Origin of the sequence: Sphingopyxis sp. Geo25, from assembly GCF_949769135.1 — a bacterium.
Classification (GTDB): Bacteria; Pseudomonadota; Alphaproteobacteria; order Sphingomonadales; family Sphingomonadaceae; genus Sphingopyxis.
Genome location: NZ_CATKOZ010000005.1, coordinates 14,481 through 28,924, shown reverse-complemented (window position 1 = coordinate 28,924; position 14,444 = coordinate 14,481). Strand labels below are relative to the sequence as shown.

The window sequence follows — 14,444 nt, the reverse complement described above, 5'->3', positions numbered from 1 at the left end:
ATCAACCTCCCTCGACCTGACGCCCGCTCCCGCGCTTGTGGGCATCGGCATAGGCATGGAAGGCGCGCCGGATATGGCTCTTCATGACCGCGGCCGCCCAATCGGGATCGCGTCGGCCGAATGCGGCAAGCAGTTCGTCATGCTCTCGACCGGAGCTTTGCAGATCTTCCCGATCATATTGGAGCGCTGTCCGCAGGACGACGGGCTGCTCAATGATCCGCGACAGCATGAGCGCGAGCCGTTGAGACGCCGACGCTTCCATGATGATCGCGTGAAATATGCGGTTCTGCTCCAGAAACGCCGGAATGTCCGGCGCGTCACCCGCGATTGCCCTGTAGATCGCCTGGTTGCATCGCCTGAGCTGCTCGACTTGCTCGGGGCTGACGCGGACAGCGGCGCGGGCTGCCGCGTGCGATTCGAGCATTGCGCGAAGCTCGAACGCCTCCTCCATGTCGTCCAGCGACCAGTCCGCCACGAAACTGCGCTGGGAGTCGTTCCGGCGCACGAAAGACTCGCTTTCGAGGCGCCTGAGCGCGTCGCGAATAGGCGTGCGCGAAACACCGCAAATTTCGGCCAGTTGCTCCTCGCGCAGCTGCTCGCCAGGCGCCAGGTCACCCGACAACACCATGTTCCGGATCTGCGAATAGGCCCGATCGGATGCGCGCGACATTCTTGCCTCCTTTGAGCACTTGACGCTCGATGTTTGTATACAATATGACGTAGCGGGGGCAACGTCCAACGTGTCTTTGCAGGGGCGGCGCCGAATTTGACACCGAGGAGTCAACGATGCGCATCACGAAAGCCGTCTTGCTGTCTTCGATCGCTGCCATCGCAGCCCAATCTGGTCCGGCCGCCGCGCAGGAGAGCGCCGGGATAACAGATGAAGGCGATATCATTGTCACGGCGCGGCGACAGAATGAGCGGCTCGTCGATGTCCCTGCGTCGGTGACGGTGTTGACGTCCGACACGCTCGAAACCACGGGTGTCGATAATGCGCAGGGCTTTGCCCAGTTGACGCCGGGCGTGACGATTGTGACCGGGACCGCGGAGGCGGGGGATACGCAAATCAACATCCGGGGGATCAATGGCGCGCGCGATGCCGAAAGCTCGGTGGCTCTCGTGGTCGACGGGATATTGAAAACCAACAGCGCTCAGCTCAACCAGAACCAAGGCACGCTGCGCCAGATCGAAATTCTGAAAGGGCCGCAAGGCGCCATCTATGGCCGCAACGCCGCCGCCGGGGCGATTGTGATAACGACCGCAAAACCTGGCGACCAGTTCGAAGGCGCGGTCAAGGCGAGTTACGCCAACGAAAATACCTTCGAGGGCTCCGCTTATGTATCGGCGCCGATCGGCGGCAATGCCGGCGTTCTCGTGTCAGGCTATTATCGCACGACGGACGGCTTTTATCGCAACAGCTTTCTCGATCGCAAGGTGGTCGACGACCAGGAAATATGGTCGATCGACGGACGCTTTGTCGCGGACCTGGGCGAGGCGACCGAGATCGATGTCAAGACCCGCTATTCGAAGCTGTCGGGAGCCTCCATCAACTTCAACGCGGCCTTTCACCTGCCGGCATTGGGCGGCGCCTTCAACGAAGACGTCGATGATCACCCGTTCAACTACTATAGCAATATCCGCCCCACCAACGACCAGAAGTCGTTCGATGCCTCGATCAAGCTCGACCATGATTTTGGCTCGGCGCGGTTGACGGCATGGGCGCTCTACTCCGATGTCCGGCAGTCCTTGTCGGCAGACGGCACCTCGGCGGATTTTGCGCGCTACATTGCCCCGGCATTTGGCGCGCCCGCAAACCCGACCAATCTTGCGGCTCAAAATGCCTGTTTCGCGTCGACAGCTGCCAATACCGGATACCCCGTCAATCCGCCCGGCGCGATAGGGCAGATCCCTGTCCCCTTCATTTTCGACTTCTCGGGATCGACCTTCGGCCCCTACAGCCCCACCACATGCGATGGCACGCAGTTTCAGGTTCGCAACCAGAAGGACATCAGCGGAGAAATCCGTTTGGCCTCGAACGGGGACGGTGCCCTGAGCTGGCAGCTGGGGGGCTATGTTCTCCACATCGACCGCTCGGTCGGGGTAAGTTTGGGAGCCGATCTGGGCCTGGGACTGATACAGCAGCTCTACAATGCACCCGGCAGCAGCAATCCTACCTCGCAGCTTTATTCGGACAAGTTCAAGACCAATGTCTACGCCGTCTTCGGATCGGCAGACTATGACGTCACCGACCGCCTCAAGCTGAGCCTTGCGCTCCGCTACGATATCGAAGACCGAAACGTATCGAGCCGCGTGCCGAATGTGCTCGATCCGATTACCGGGACGAAGATCAATCCGGGGCTTCCGGCGACCGGGAACATCCCCGATCAATCGAAAACCTTTCGGCAGCTCCAGCCAAAGGTCAGTCTGAGCTACTCGCCGACGGCAAACTCCAACATATATGCCAATTGGGGCGTGGGATTTAAATCGGGCGGGTTCAACAACCAGGGTTCGTCAGCGACAGTCGACCAGTTCTTCAACAACGGCGTCGATTTCGGGACGATCGATGCCAATGTCGCAATCGACGACAATTATCGCAAGGAACGATCGAGCTCGTTCGAAGCCGGCGTCAAGGGGGCGCTCTTCGACAATCGCGTCACCTTCGATCTTGCGGGATATTACACCCGGATCACGGACATGCAGTTCTTCGAGTTTTTCGTGGGGTCCTTTGGCCTCCTGCGCGTCGTCTCGAACATCGACCGGGTGGATATCAAAGGCGTCGAATTGAACGCCAGCGCCCGAATTGTCGACGGTTGGAAAGTGTTCGGATCGGTCAATCTGACCGACAGCGAGATCAAGCGGAACAGTTCGCGAGCCTACACGGTAGGAAACAAATCTCCCTACACGGCGGACTATACGATCAACCTCGGCACCCAGATCGACGCGCCGCTGGCCCGCAACTTCGATCTCGTTCTGCGCGCCGACTACCGCATCACCGGGCCGACATGGTTCCATACCGTACAAGATCAGAGCAGCCCCACGGTCTTCAGCGCGCTGCTTCCGGCTTCGTTGTTCGCGCTGCCGCCGTCGGCCGGCAACGGCAGTTACATCAATGCTCGCCGTGACGCATTCGGCGTGCTCAACCTTCGTGCGGGACTGCAGAGCGACAGATGGTCGCTTATGCTGTTCGCCGACAATATGCTCGATCGCAAATATATCAACGAGGCCATCCCCGCGATCGAGTTTGGCGGGTCTTTCATCTCGCCAGGCGCACGCAGGCTGATTGGCGTCGAAGCGGGCTTCAAATTCTAGCGCGGCCCTATGCCGCAAAACCCCTCGCCGCCTTTGCCAGTGACGAAGGAATTGATTGGCGACTGTCGAAGGAGGCGGCCCGGACCTGATCGGGTGCGCCAACGCTGGGGCAAATCTGCTCGCGGCAAGCCGTCTTCCGTCTGATAACTCGACGACAGTCGCCCACGGGGCCGTGAAAAAGTCAACGAGCGAAGGAAACCTGTATCGGGAGCCTGTACCGCCACCGTCGACTATCGGCCCGTGGCCTACCGTCAGCGTCCCGGGCATAAATCCAAAATGGCTGACGTTCATCGGAATTTTGCTTGGATGACCTAAAGCGACCGGAGCACGACATTTCTAGTATCGTCATCCTGAACTTGTTTCAGGATCCATGGTCCGTCGCCTCCTTCAACGCAGCGGTCGATGAGAGGTCAGCTCATGGATGCTGAAACAAGTTCAGCATGACGAGCTTCGGTTAGCCGCTCACCACCCCAAATCCGCCATCGCCTGCAAATAGGCCTTTCCTACATTATCCCGCTGTGTCAGCCTTCTTCCGGCTCTTTCATCTGGTAGATAAAAGCGGTCGGGACGAGGCGTGCGAGATGCGTTCGGCATGCTCCCGGTCCAAAAAGAGCGCTCAATGGGCTGAACTTTCCTGAACTTTGGGATTCAGGCCGCGATGACCGGGGAAGCCATGACAGATCCCCACCCCATCTTGGCCGTCAAAGCCGCCGGCGAGCGAAAAATTGGGCTTGCAGGGTATCGCGGCGATGCTAGCCTCGCACAGCAACAGGAGAGCCAATGATGCGTCACGTCCTAGCTCTGCCGGCCGCATTTGCGGTGATCGCACTTGCCACATCCGCCACGGCCCAAGGCGCCTCCGATGTCGAGGATCTTGTCGGGGCCCGGGCGGCCGGTGGCGAGACCCAGCTTCTTTCGCGCGGATATGAGCAGCGTCAGTCGAACGACGTGCGCGATCAGCGTTTCACCTTCTGGTGGAACAAGCGCCCCGGACGCTGCATCTCGGTCTCCACGATGGAGGGCCGCTACGCCGCGATCATCGGGGTGCCTGCCGGGAACTGCTCCGAAGGGTCACAGGGCGACGACCGGAACGATCACGGCGCACCGCCGCCCGCATCCGACTATCGCGACCCCAATTCGATGGTCCTCGTCTGTTATGGCGGCGGAAATCGCCCGACCGTAACCTCGCAGCCGACTTACACCTGGAACCATTCCAATCATAAATGGGAATGGAGCAATCAGGTAGCGAGCGGCACAGAGGCATTCAACAGCGATATCCAGATCGAACTCTACGGAACACAGGGCCGCATTCACCTCGGGCCCAAGCTTGTGCCGCCGATCCATTCCGGCGGCGATCATGGGTGGTGGGATCTGGAAAACCTGGTCGTTGGACGCGACCAGATCACCGCTACTTATCGCCTCAATGGCATGAACAAGCCCAAGCTGACGATCGATCGCCGCACCGGCCTCATCACCATCAAGGCGGTCACCGACTTTTCCGGGCGCTGCGACATTGGCAACTGGGGCAACGGGCAGCGCCGCTTCTGATATGGAGCCAAGGTCGACCGCGCATCATTTCGGTCGACCTTAGGGGTCGAGACACGGCACGAAGCGCAGACTTGACGTCACGCCTTTGGCTGCTGGTGGTCCGCTTTGATCGCCATAGCTGCGATAGAGGCATGAACCGCGTGGGCTTCGATCGGCTTGCTCAGCAAATGGCCCTGGATCTGGTGGCCCCCCTCCTGCCGGAGGATTTCGGCTTGCGCTTCATCCTCTACGCCCTCGGCCAGTGTCTCCATGTCCGGCGCGTCGGCCAGCGCCGTGATGGCGCGGATGACATTGTCGGCCTTCCCGGGACATTGGGGCGGTGCGCCAGATGCACTCGCCGCCTCTTGAAACCGAAAAAGGCCTACCTAATTTTTTCCCGGACGCCGCATTTTGCGGGTCCGAAGGACATAGAGAGCGCCGGCTCTACGTCCCGGCGCATCTCATGCCCGAATTGCTTCACTCAGGAGGATTTGGAAATGAGAACCGACTTCGACTTTACCCCCTACCGCCGCTCGACGGTGGGTTTCGACCATCTCTTCGACCTGCTGGAGAAGGGGCAGCGCAGCGAGACGTCCGACGGCTATCCTGCCTTCGACATCGTCCGCGACGCCGACGACCGCTATCGCATCACGCTGGCGGTTCCCGGCTTCAAGGCCGACGAGATCGAGATCGTCGCGCAGCAGAACCAGCTCACTGTCACGGGCAAGCCGGCCGGGGAGGATGCGAAGCGCGCCTATCTCCACCGCGGCATCGCGCGCCGGGAATTCGAACGGCGCTTCCAGCTGGCCGACTATATCGAGGTGGGCAGCGCAAGCTTCGCCGACGGGCTGCTCACGATCGAGCTCAACCGCGTCGTTCCCGAAGCGATGAAGCCGCGCAAGATCGCAATCGGCAGCAGTTCCGGCGAGCGGCAGCGGATCGCAGCGCCCGAGGACAAGGCGCTCGAAAGCGCTTGAGCGCCTAAGAGGGGGCACCGCATCGTGCCCCCCTTTTTCAGGAAGATTGTCGGGGGCGGGGGGTTAGGCAGGCAGCGACCTGGCCGGCCGCTCGCCCTATTCCAGCGACCGCAGAATATCGGCCGCGCGCCACTCGGCGGGTCCGATCAGCGCATGATGCGCGATCCGTACCGAATGGAGCGCAGCTTCGATCTGGCGCCGCCACATGGCCAGAAAATCGAACAGCACCGGAAAGTCCGGCGGAAGATCATAGTCCTGCCAGACAAAGAGCTGGAGCAGCGAGGGATGATCGGGCCGGTAATAATGGATCTCGGCGGTCGTCAGTCCATAGCCGTCCAGCTGCGCGATCAGCACCCGGTCGGTCATGGCGCGCGCGCTTCGCCGCCGTCGAGCGAGCGGAGCGCCGCCAGCACATCGTCGACCGGCACCGCGCGCCGCACGCCCGGCGGCTTGCGGAGCGCCGGCCGGTTGCGGACCGCCGAGCGGTCCGATGCCCAGGATGCGAGGAGGGCGCGCTTGACCTCGGGCTCCAGGCTCGGGTGACGCGCCACGTCGAAGGGATGAAGAAAACGGGAAAATGGCTCGGACATGATCGTGCCTCCTTCCTTGTCGCCATTCCTTTCTCGTCGTGCGGCAACAGGCCGCGGATACAGATTTTGGGAAGCCCGCGAGTCGAGTCAAGAGGGCTGAGGCCGTTGAAAAGGGGGCCTTGCTTCTCCCAACCGGGGCACAAAAAATTCTGCCCGATCCTCTTGAAGCGAAGAGGTGCGCTTTCGGTGGCCGTCAGTAACCCGCTTCGACCGCCAACCGGATGGCATCCGCGGTGGTCTCGACGCCGAGCGCACGCAAAAGTGCCGACCGGTGCATCTTCACCGTGCGCTCCGACAATGAAAGTGCGAATGCGATCTGCTTGTTGAGCTGCCCGCTCGCCATATGCTTCAATACCTCGCGCTGCCGCGGCGAAAGCGCCTCGATCAACTGGCGCGCCCTTGCGGTGCGCTGGGCAGCCGCATCCTCGACGCCTCCTACTTCCATCTGGGATCCAAGGAAATATTCGAGCTTTCCGGTGACCCCGAATATCGGCGCGACGAGGACGGCGTTGCGGAACGGCGAGCCGTCCTTGCGATAGTTCAGGATGTCCACGAGCGCGGGCCGGCGCGCGCGGATTGAGGCGCGCAACGTCTCGGTCAGTTCAGGCTCGGTGCCGGGGCCGGAAAGAAAACGGCAATTCCGCCCGATAATCTCCTCGCGTGCATATCCCGTCAGCGCCGCGAACGCCGCATTGCATTCGACGATCGGATTGTCGGGCAACCGCGGGTCGCTGATCACCGCAGCGATCGGGCTCGCCGCGATCATCGTCTTCAATGACATAGCTTCCTGCCTGCTCCTCGCCTCATGCCCCAAGGGACATGTTGCGACACTTGCCCCCTGTCATGCAAGCCTCGTCGGCGCCGGAATGCGGCGGAACGAGAAAAACCCAGATGATCCATGATGACCGGGGCCGCGTTGCGGCTCGCGATACTTCCGCTTCCTGCATTCCGTTGTCGATCGACGCTATGGTCCGGTGCCCTCCATGCATGTAGCGATCGTGGGCGCCGGAATCTCCGGCCTCGCCTGTGCCCACCGGCTGCGGGACGCGGGCATTGCCGTCTCCGTTTTCGACAAGGCTCGCGGCGTCGGGGGGCGTCTTGCAACGCGGCGCTCCAAGCTCCGGGGCCGGGCGGTCGGCTTCGACCACGGCGCAACACATTTCACGGCCCGGTCGGACGGTTTCCGGCGCCTCGTAGGCCAGTGGGAGGCAGCGGGGCTTGCCGCGCGCTGGCCTGCCGCGGGCGCCGACAGCTGGGTCGGGACGCCGACGATGACTGCCCCGATAAAGGCGCTCGCCTCGGGCATCGATGTCAGCCTCTCGACCCCGGTTACCGCCCTGACCCGATCGGGCGACGGCTGGACGCTGCACAGCGAAGCGGTGCGCCTGGGCGATTTCGACGCGGCGGTGGTCGCGATCCCTTCCGAGCAAGCGGCGCCGCTTCTGTCGCTTCACGACTTCGAGATGGCGCGCGCCGCCATGTCGGTGCGATCCTATCCATCGTGGAGCGCGATGTTCGCCTTTCGCGAGCGGATTGCCGATCTTCCCGACTTCCTGCGCGGCGCAGGCCCCATCGTGACCGCCGCTCGCGACAGCGCCAAGCCGGGACGCACGCCCGGTGAGCGGTGGGTCGTGCAGGCCGACTGGACGTGGTCGGAGGCGAATCTGGGCCGCGACAGCGCGGATGTGTCGGAGGCACTTCTTGCTGCTCTCGGGGATGCGGCCGGCCGCCCCCTGCCGCGCCCTTTCCATTCGGCCGCGCACCGCTGGCTGTTTGCCCAGCCCTCGGGCCGGGACCTCACGACGCTCTGGAACGATGCGATCGGGCTCGGCGCCTGCGGTGATTGGCTTTATCATGGCTTTGCCGAATATGCATGGTTGTCCGGCCATGTGCTGGGCGCGGCGATCGCTGCGGGAGCAAACCGATGACCGCTGCCGTCGTCATCGGCGCGGGCTTCGGCGGTCTCGCTTTGGCGATCAGACTGCAGTCGGCGGGCGTGGAAACACTGCTGGTCGAGGCACGCGAGCTTGCCGGGGGCCGCGCCTATATGTTCGAGAAGGAAGGCTTCCGGTTCGACGCCGGCCCGACCGTCATCACAGACCCCTCCTGCCTCGCCGAGCTCTGGGCGCTGAGCGGCGACACGATCGATCGCGATGTCGACCTGCTTCCCGTTGCACCCTTCTATCGGCTCAGCTGGCCCGACGGATCGCATTTCGACTACAGCAATGATCGCGGCGCACTGGACCGGCAGATCACCGCCCTCGAACCGCGCGATGTGGAAGGCTATGAACGTTTTCTCGGCTACGCGGCCGTAGTCCATGAGGAAGGATATGTGAAGCTTGGGGCGGTGCCGTTCCTCGATTTCCGCTCGATGCTGAAAGCGGCGCCGGCGCTGGCGCGGCGCCGTGCCTGGCGCTCGGTTTACGCAACCGTCGCCGGCTTCGTGAAAAATGAGAAGCTCCGCGAGGCCTTGTCGTTCCACACCCTGCTGGTCGGCGGCAATCCGATGACGACGAGCAGCATCTATGCGCTGATCCACAAGCTCGAGCAGGATGGCGGCGTCTGGTATGCCCGCGGCGGCACGAACCGCCTCGTGACCGGCATGTCGGCGCTGTTCGAGCGCATTGGCGGAACGATCCGACTGGGTGATCCGGTGGTGCGGATCGAAACGCGGGGCGACCGCGCGACGGCTGTCGTGACGAAGAGCGGCTTCCGCGCGGAGGCCAGCGTCATCGCATCGAACGCGGACCTATTGCACAGCTACCGCGATCTGCTCGATCATCCCCGCGGGCCGCGAGAAGGCGCGCGCCTGGCTCGCAAAAGCTGGTCCCCAAGCCTTTTCGTTCTCCATCTGGGCGTGCGGGGGCGCTTCCCCGACATTCCGCATCACATGATCCTGTTCGGACCTCGATACCGCGGACTTCTCGACGACATCTACCGTCACGGGAGGCTTGCGGACGACTTTTCGCTCTATCTCCATCATCCCAGCGCGTCCGACCCCACCGTCGCGCCCGATGGGCACAGCAGCTTCTACATTCTCGCGCCGGTTCCGCATCTCGGCCATGCTCCGCTCGACTGGGACGTCGAAGGGCCGAGGCTGGCGGCGCGCATGATCGCCGAGATCGAGCGGCGGCTGATTCCGGATTTCGGCGACCGGATCGTGACGAGCCTCGCCTATGCCCCGCCCGATTTCGAACGCGATCTTGCTGCCCATCACGGCAGCGCCTTCAGCCTTACTCCGTCGTTGACGCAGAGTGCATGGTTTCGCGGCCACAACCGCGACGACCGTATCTCCAACCTCTACTTCACCGGTGCCGGCACCCATCCCGGCGCCGGCATTCCCGGCGTCGTGGCGAGCGCGAAAGCAACGGCCGGTCTCATCCTCGACGATATCGGCGCACGGCCGGCCGCGCACGGCCGCGGCCCTGTCGCTCGGAAACAACAGGGGCCGGGAAGATGACCGCGACCGGCCTATTGAGGAGCGAGGCCGGCGCGCCGGCCACGGGCATTGGCGGTTCCACCGGCGGCAGGGCCCTTGCGACCTTTACCTTGCCGCGGTGGGGGGCGATGGATTGTCATCGCCGGGCGGTGCGGCGCTGCGCCGCACCGCCCGAAACCCTGGCCCATGATGGGCGCGCGGACCGGGGAACGGGATGACCCGAACATCGATCTTGTGGTTCCGGCAGGACCTCCGGCTCACCGACCATCCGGCGCTGACGGCGGCGATAGCCGAGGGCGCTGTCGTGCCGGTCTATATATTGGACGATGAGGCGCCCGGGGATTGGTCGATCGGCGGAGCGCAAAGGTGGTGGCTTCACCACAGCCTCACGGCCCTCGACGCCAGCCTCCGCAAGCGGGGCAGCAGGCTGGTTCTGCGGCGCGGCGCAGCGGCGGCCGAGCTGGAGAAGATCATGATCGAAACCGGCGCGCGCCATGTCTTGGCCACGCGCTGTTACGAGCCATGGTGGAAACGGATCGACGCGGCACTGTCTGCCCGCGCAGACCTCGTGCTGCACGACGGCAATTATCTCGCCCCGCCGTCGGCCATCACGAACATGAACGGCGAGCGTTACCGCGTCTTCACCCCATGGTATCGCCGGCTGCTCGAGCGAATGCCGCCCGCGCTGCCGCTGCCGGCTCCGGACCGCATTGCGGGCCCCGAGCTGTGGCCGGAGTCGGAAGGGCTTTCAACGTGGCGCCTCACGCCGACCGGGCCCGATTGGACCTCGGGCTTCGGCGCGTGGGTGCCCGGCGAGAAGGGGGCTCTTCGCGCACTTCGCGACTGGCTCCCGGCCGCTGGCGATTACAAAACCGATCGCGACTATCCCGCTCGGCCCGCGACATCGCGGCTCTCCCCCCATCTCCACTTCGGCGAAATCAGTCCGCGAACGCTTTGGCATGCGCTCGGGGACCGCGACGATCCCGGCGCCGAAGCTTTTCGTTCCGAAATCGGCTGGCGCGAACATGGTCTCAATCTCGTCGATCAAATGCCCGATTATGGCGAACGGAACGGCCGCGCTCCCTTCGACCGCTTCCCGTGGCGAACGGGCGCGGCGGCGGATCGGGACTTTCGGGCATGGCGCCGGGGCCGGACCGGATATCCTGTCGTCGACGCCGGGATGCGCGAACTCTGGAGCACCGGATGGATGCACAACCGCGTCCGGATGATAACCGCGTCCTTCCTGGTCAAGCATCTCCTCATCGACTGGCGGCGCGGCGAGCGTTGGTTCTGGGACACATTGCTCGACGCCGATTTCGGCTCAAATGCGATGAACTGGCAATATGTCGCCGGCACGGGCGTCGATGCGCCCGTCTTTTCGCGGATCATGTCGCCGCTCCTGCAGTGCGAGAAGTTTGCGATGGGAGATTATGTCCGCGCGTTCGTGCCCGAACTCTCTCGGCTCGGTGACAGCGAGATTGCCGCAATGCATGGCGGCGGGACCGGCATTGTCGGCTATCCGGCGCCGCTCGTCGGCCACCAGGAGGCTCGGAGCCGTGCACTGGCCGCGTGGGAGTCGCTGCGCGCCTGACGAAGATCACGCCGAAGCCCGTGGCGGCGCGGTTTGCCCGAAAGTCCAGCTGTCGGTGCCGCTCGAAAGCGCTCAAGACCCTTCGGATGAGCATCGGGAAAGTTATCGCCCGGATATGCGGCGGCCGGCAGGTCGATGCGCATCGTCTCCGGATGGCCGCAGCGCGAGCGAAGCGGGATTGAAAAACCAGCTCGTCCTCATCCTCGGCGACCAGCTTACCCCGGCCATCTCGTCGCTGCGCGGGCTCGATCCGGCCAGGACGCGTGTCCTGATGGTCGAGGTCGCAGCCGAGGCTGGCTATGTCGCTCATCATCGCAAAAAGCTGGCCTTCGTCTTCTCCGCCATGCGCCACTTCGCTGCCGAGCTGCGCACGGACGGGTGGGACGTAGAGTATGTGCGGCTCGACGATGCTGGAAATAGCGGCTCGCTTGCATCCGAGATCGAGCGGTTCAGACGGCGTCATGGCAAATTGCCGCTTCGGGTGACCGAAGCCGGCGAGTATCGCGTCGCCGAAATCCTGCGGTCGGTCGCCGACGTGACAATCGTCCCTGACGATCGCTTTTTCATCAGTTCCGCCGAATTCGCCGCGTGGGCCGAAGGGCGCTCGCAGCTTCGCATGGAACATTTCTACCGGATGATGCGGCGGCGCACCGGCATTCTCATGGACGGCGACAAGCCGCTGGGCGGCAAGTGGAATTTCGATAGCGACAACCGCAACGCCGCAACGCGCGATCTCATGATGACCCAGCCGCTGCAATTTACGCCGGACCGCGTGACGCGCGAGGTCCTTGCGATGGTGACGGAAAACTTCCCCGACAATTTCGGTAATCTCGAGCCCTTCTGGTTCGCGGTCGCCCGCCGCGACGCCGGGGCCGCGTTCGAGGATTTCGTGAGCACGCGTCTCTCGCGCTTTGGCGATTATCAGGATGCGATGCTGGCGGGCGAGAAATATCTCTACCACGCGGCGATCGCCCAATATCTGAACGCTGGTCTGCTCGACGCGCGCCATCTGTGCCGGGTCGTCGACAGCGCGTATCGCGCCGGAAAGGTACCGATAAATGCCGCCGAGGGCTTCATTCGGCAGATTCTTGGCTGGCGCGAATATGTTCGCGGCATCTACTGGTGGCGGATGCCGGGCTATGCGGACGAAAATGCGCTCGGCGCGTCGAGGCCGCTCCCCGCGCTCTATTGGACCGGCGACACCGATATGGCCTGCCTTGCGTCCTGCGTCGCGCAAACCCGCGAGGAGGCCTACGCCCACCATATCCAGCGGCTAATGGTGACCGGCAATTTTGCGCTGCTGGTCGGCGTGGCCCCCGCCGAAGTGCATCGCTGGTACCTCGCCGTTTACGCCGACGCCTATGAGTGGGTCGAATTGCCGAACACCATCGGGATGAGCCAGTTTGCCGACGGCGGCCTGCTCGCCTCCAAGCCCTATGCCGCAAGCGGCGCCTATATCAACAGGATGTCGGATTACTGCCACGGCTGCCGATATGACGTGAAGAGCCGGACCGGCACCAACGCCTGTCCGTTCAACTTCCTCTACTGGGACTTCATCGCCCGCCACGCGACGATGCTCCGCGCCAACCCGCGCATGCGGATGGCCGCAGACAGCTGGATGCGGTTCAGCGACGCCGAGCGGAAAAATGTGCGCGCCAGCGCTCGCAACTTCCTGCAGGCCTTGCGGTAAGTCGGAACCGCGGGCGGATCGCACCGTCGGCCGCGTTCGCCGACGGCATCGCGGGCTGCCCGAAGAGGCATATTGTTGCCCGGGCTTTCGCGCGAGAGACGTCGGCGGCGGGGCTATTCTGCCCCGATCCTCAGGAAGCGCCGACGGCACGCGAGCCCATGCCAGCCAAATTCCCAAGCGATGCGCCGGGCCGCGAGCGCTCCGGCACGGTTCCCCCCGATGTCATCGAAGCCATTCGGACCATGCTGCGCTGGATCGGGGAGAACCCCGACCGGGAGGGCTTGCGCGAGACGCCGGGCACGGTCGCTCGATCCTTGCGCTCGGCCCTTTCGGGACACAGGGAAGGCGTGATGTTCGATGTCAGGCCAAGAGCAAGCGAAGAGTCCGGGGCCCCGGAAATGATAGTCTTGCGAAATACTCCCTTCGACACAGTCCGGGAAACCGATCTTGCTCTGGTGACCGGTGTGGCGACGGTCGCCTATCTGCCCGATGCGATGATCGCAGAAGCCTCCGCGATCCGGCATGCCCTGGCCATTCTTGCCCGGCGCCTTCAGACGCAGGAGCAGCTCACCGCGGACTTCGCGGAAGCGATTTGGGACCGGCTGTCGCCAGCGGGTGTCGCGGTGATCATGGAAACCAGACATGTCGATTTGGTCACCGGCATGCCCGCGACCGACCTCGCGGTGACCACACGCATCATGCTCGGCCGCTTCAGGGATGATCCGGATATGCGCCGCGCCGTTGCCGCGCTGATAGGTTCCGGCCCACTCGCATCCGGAACGCGCGCCGCCAATGCGAGCCGCTCCCGCCAGAGAATTGCGGTTCCCGGGGACGATGGCGAGGCCGGAACACGCTAGATGAAAGCGAAGGCGAGCCCCGAAACGCCGAGGCCGATCGAAAGGCGCCATCGCAACCTGTTCCAATCGGTCGCACCGGCATGCCCGCCGACGATGGCCCGATCGACGAGCGGCGACAGGATGAGGGCAAGCGACAGCACCGCGAGCGAGGGCTTCGGCCACGACCAGCCGACAAGCCAAGGCAAGAAACTCGCCCAAACGGCAAGCGAGGGCAGCACCGCTGCTACGGGGGTCCAGCGCGGCGCCGACGGCCGGGACGATGCCAAACCCCACCAGAGGCCGCCGAGAAAGGAGAGGATCGAGGCGAGATAGAAATAAAGAAGAGCGAGCGCGGTCCAGTAATAGTCCAGGCCGCACGCCAGCGGCAACAGCAGGCATGCGGCGGGGGGAAGCAGGCCGGCGTAACCAAGCGTTTCCTGCATCCGGGAGACGGAGAGAATAGGTTCGGCCATCGTCGGATTATT

13 protein-coding genes and 1 pseudogene are annotated in these 14,444 nt (G+C 63.7%); 8 read left to right on the top strand and 6 right to left on the bottom strand.

All coding sequences use genetic code 11. The features are described 5' to 3' along the window. Position 1 precedes the first annotated feature (1 nt). Positions 2-739: a GntR family transcriptional regulator gene (locus QOL68_RS13760; RefSeq protein ID WP_349306400.1), complete on the bottom strand. Its 738-nt coding sequence runs from the start codon at positions 737-739 to the stop codon at positions 2-4. A 47-nt stretch (positions 740-786) separates the two neighbouring features. Between QOL68_RS13760 and QOL68_RS13755 the strand changes: the two genes are divergently transcribed. Continuing rightward, complete coding sequence (locus QOL68_RS13755) at positions 787-3,309, top strand: TonB-dependent receptor (RefSeq protein WP_282949877.1); 2,523 nt, start codon at positions 787-789, stop codon at positions 3,307-3,309. 780 nt (positions 3,310-4,089) lie between these two features. Continuing rightward, positions 4,090-4,857: a hypothetical protein gene (locus QOL68_RS13750; RefSeq protein ID WP_282949878.1), complete on the top strand. Its 768-nt coding sequence runs from the start codon at positions 4,090-4,092 to the stop codon at positions 4,855-4,857. Between the two features lie 77 nt (positions 4,858-4,934). On the opposite strand, the pseudogene QOL68_RS13745 reads toward QOL68_RS13750, so the two are convergent. Next, positions 4,935-5,147, bottom strand: a pseudogene (locus QOL68_RS13745) (EAL domain-containing protein); the annotation flags it as partial. Positions 5,148-5,333: 186 nt separating this feature from the next. Here QOL68_RS13745 and QOL68_RS13740 point away from each other — a divergent pair. Beyond that, positions 5,334-5,813, top strand: coding sequence for an Hsp20 family protein (locus QOL68_RS13740; RefSeq protein WP_204993637.1), 480 nt, complete (start codon positions 5,334-5,336; stop codon positions 5,811-5,813). Between the two features lie 96 nt (positions 5,814-5,909). Here QOL68_RS13740 and QOL68_RS13735 read toward each other — a convergent pair whose 3' ends face one another. The 3 genes from QOL68_RS13735 to QOL68_RS13725 all read right to left on the bottom strand — a co-directional run bounded on the left by QOL68_RS13735 (position 5,910) and on the right by QOL68_RS13725 (position 7,184). After that, positions 5,910-6,179, bottom strand: coding sequence for an usg protein (locus tag QOL68_RS13735; RefSeq protein ID WP_282949879.1), 270 nt, complete (start codon positions 6,177-6,179; stop codon positions 5,910-5,912). Further along, positions 6,176-6,403, bottom strand: a complete 228-nt coding sequence (locus tag QOL68_RS13730) for a hypothetical protein (protein WP_058455491.1) — start codon at positions 6,401-6,403, stop codon at positions 6,176-6,178. The genes QOL68_RS13735 and QOL68_RS13730 overlap by 4 nt, the downstream gene beginning before the upstream one ends. A gap of 193 nt (positions 6,404-6,596) precedes the next feature. Further along, positions 6,597-7,184, bottom strand: coding sequence for a LuxR C-terminal-related transcriptional regulator (locus QOL68_RS13725; protein ID WP_058455492.1), 588 nt, complete (start codon positions 7,182-7,184; stop codon positions 6,597-6,599). Between the two features lie 202 nt (positions 7,185-7,386). Between QOL68_RS13725 and QOL68_RS13720 the strand changes: the two genes are divergently transcribed. The 5 genes from QOL68_RS13720 to QOL68_RS13700 all read left to right on the top strand — a co-directional run bounded on the left by QOL68_RS13720 (position 7,387) and on the right by QOL68_RS13700 (position 13,980). After that, a complete protein-coding gene (locus QOL68_RS13720; RefSeq protein ID WP_282949880.1) occupies positions 7,387-8,331 on the top strand; it encodes an NAD(P)/FAD-dependent oxidoreductase in 945 nt (314 codons plus the stop codon). Beyond that, complete coding sequence (locus tag QOL68_RS13715; protein ID WP_282949881.1) at positions 8,328-9,863, top strand: phytoene desaturase; 1,536 nt, start codon at positions 8,328-8,330, stop codon at positions 9,861-9,863. Before QOL68_RS13720 ends, QOL68_RS13715 begins: the two co-directional genes overlap by 4 nt. 193 nt (positions 9,864-10,056) lie before the next feature. Beyond that, complete coding sequence (locus QOL68_RS13710; protein ID WP_282949882.1) at positions 10,057-11,433, top strand: cryptochrome/photolyase family protein; 1,377 nt, start codon at positions 10,057-10,059, stop codon at positions 11,431-11,433. A 178-nt stretch (positions 11,434-11,611) separates the two neighbouring features. Beyond that, complete coding sequence (locus QOL68_RS13705; protein ID WP_502957399.1) at positions 11,612-13,123, top strand: cryptochrome/photolyase family protein; 1,512 nt, start codon at positions 11,612-11,614, stop codon at positions 13,121-13,123. Positions 13,124-13,281: 158 nt separating this feature from the next. Beyond that, the gene (locus QOL68_RS13700) at positions 13,282-13,980 is read left to right on the top strand and encodes a GTP cyclohydrolase I (RefSeq protein ID WP_282949884.1); all 699 of its coding nucleotides are present in this window, start codon (positions 13,282-13,284) and stop codon (positions 13,978-13,980) included. On the opposite strand, the gene QOL68_RS13695 is transcribed toward QOL68_RS13700, so the two are convergent. Next, positions 13,977-14,432 carry a DUF3429 domain-containing protein gene (locus tag QOL68_RS13695; RefSeq protein ID WP_282949885.1) on the bottom strand — a complete coding sequence of 152 codons (456 nt, stop codon included), beginning with the start codon at positions 14,430-14,432 and terminating at the stop codon, positions 13,977-13,979. The two genes, QOL68_RS13700 and QOL68_RS13695, sit on opposite strands and share 4 nt — an antisense overlap. Positions 14,433-14,444 lie beyond the last annotated feature (12 nt).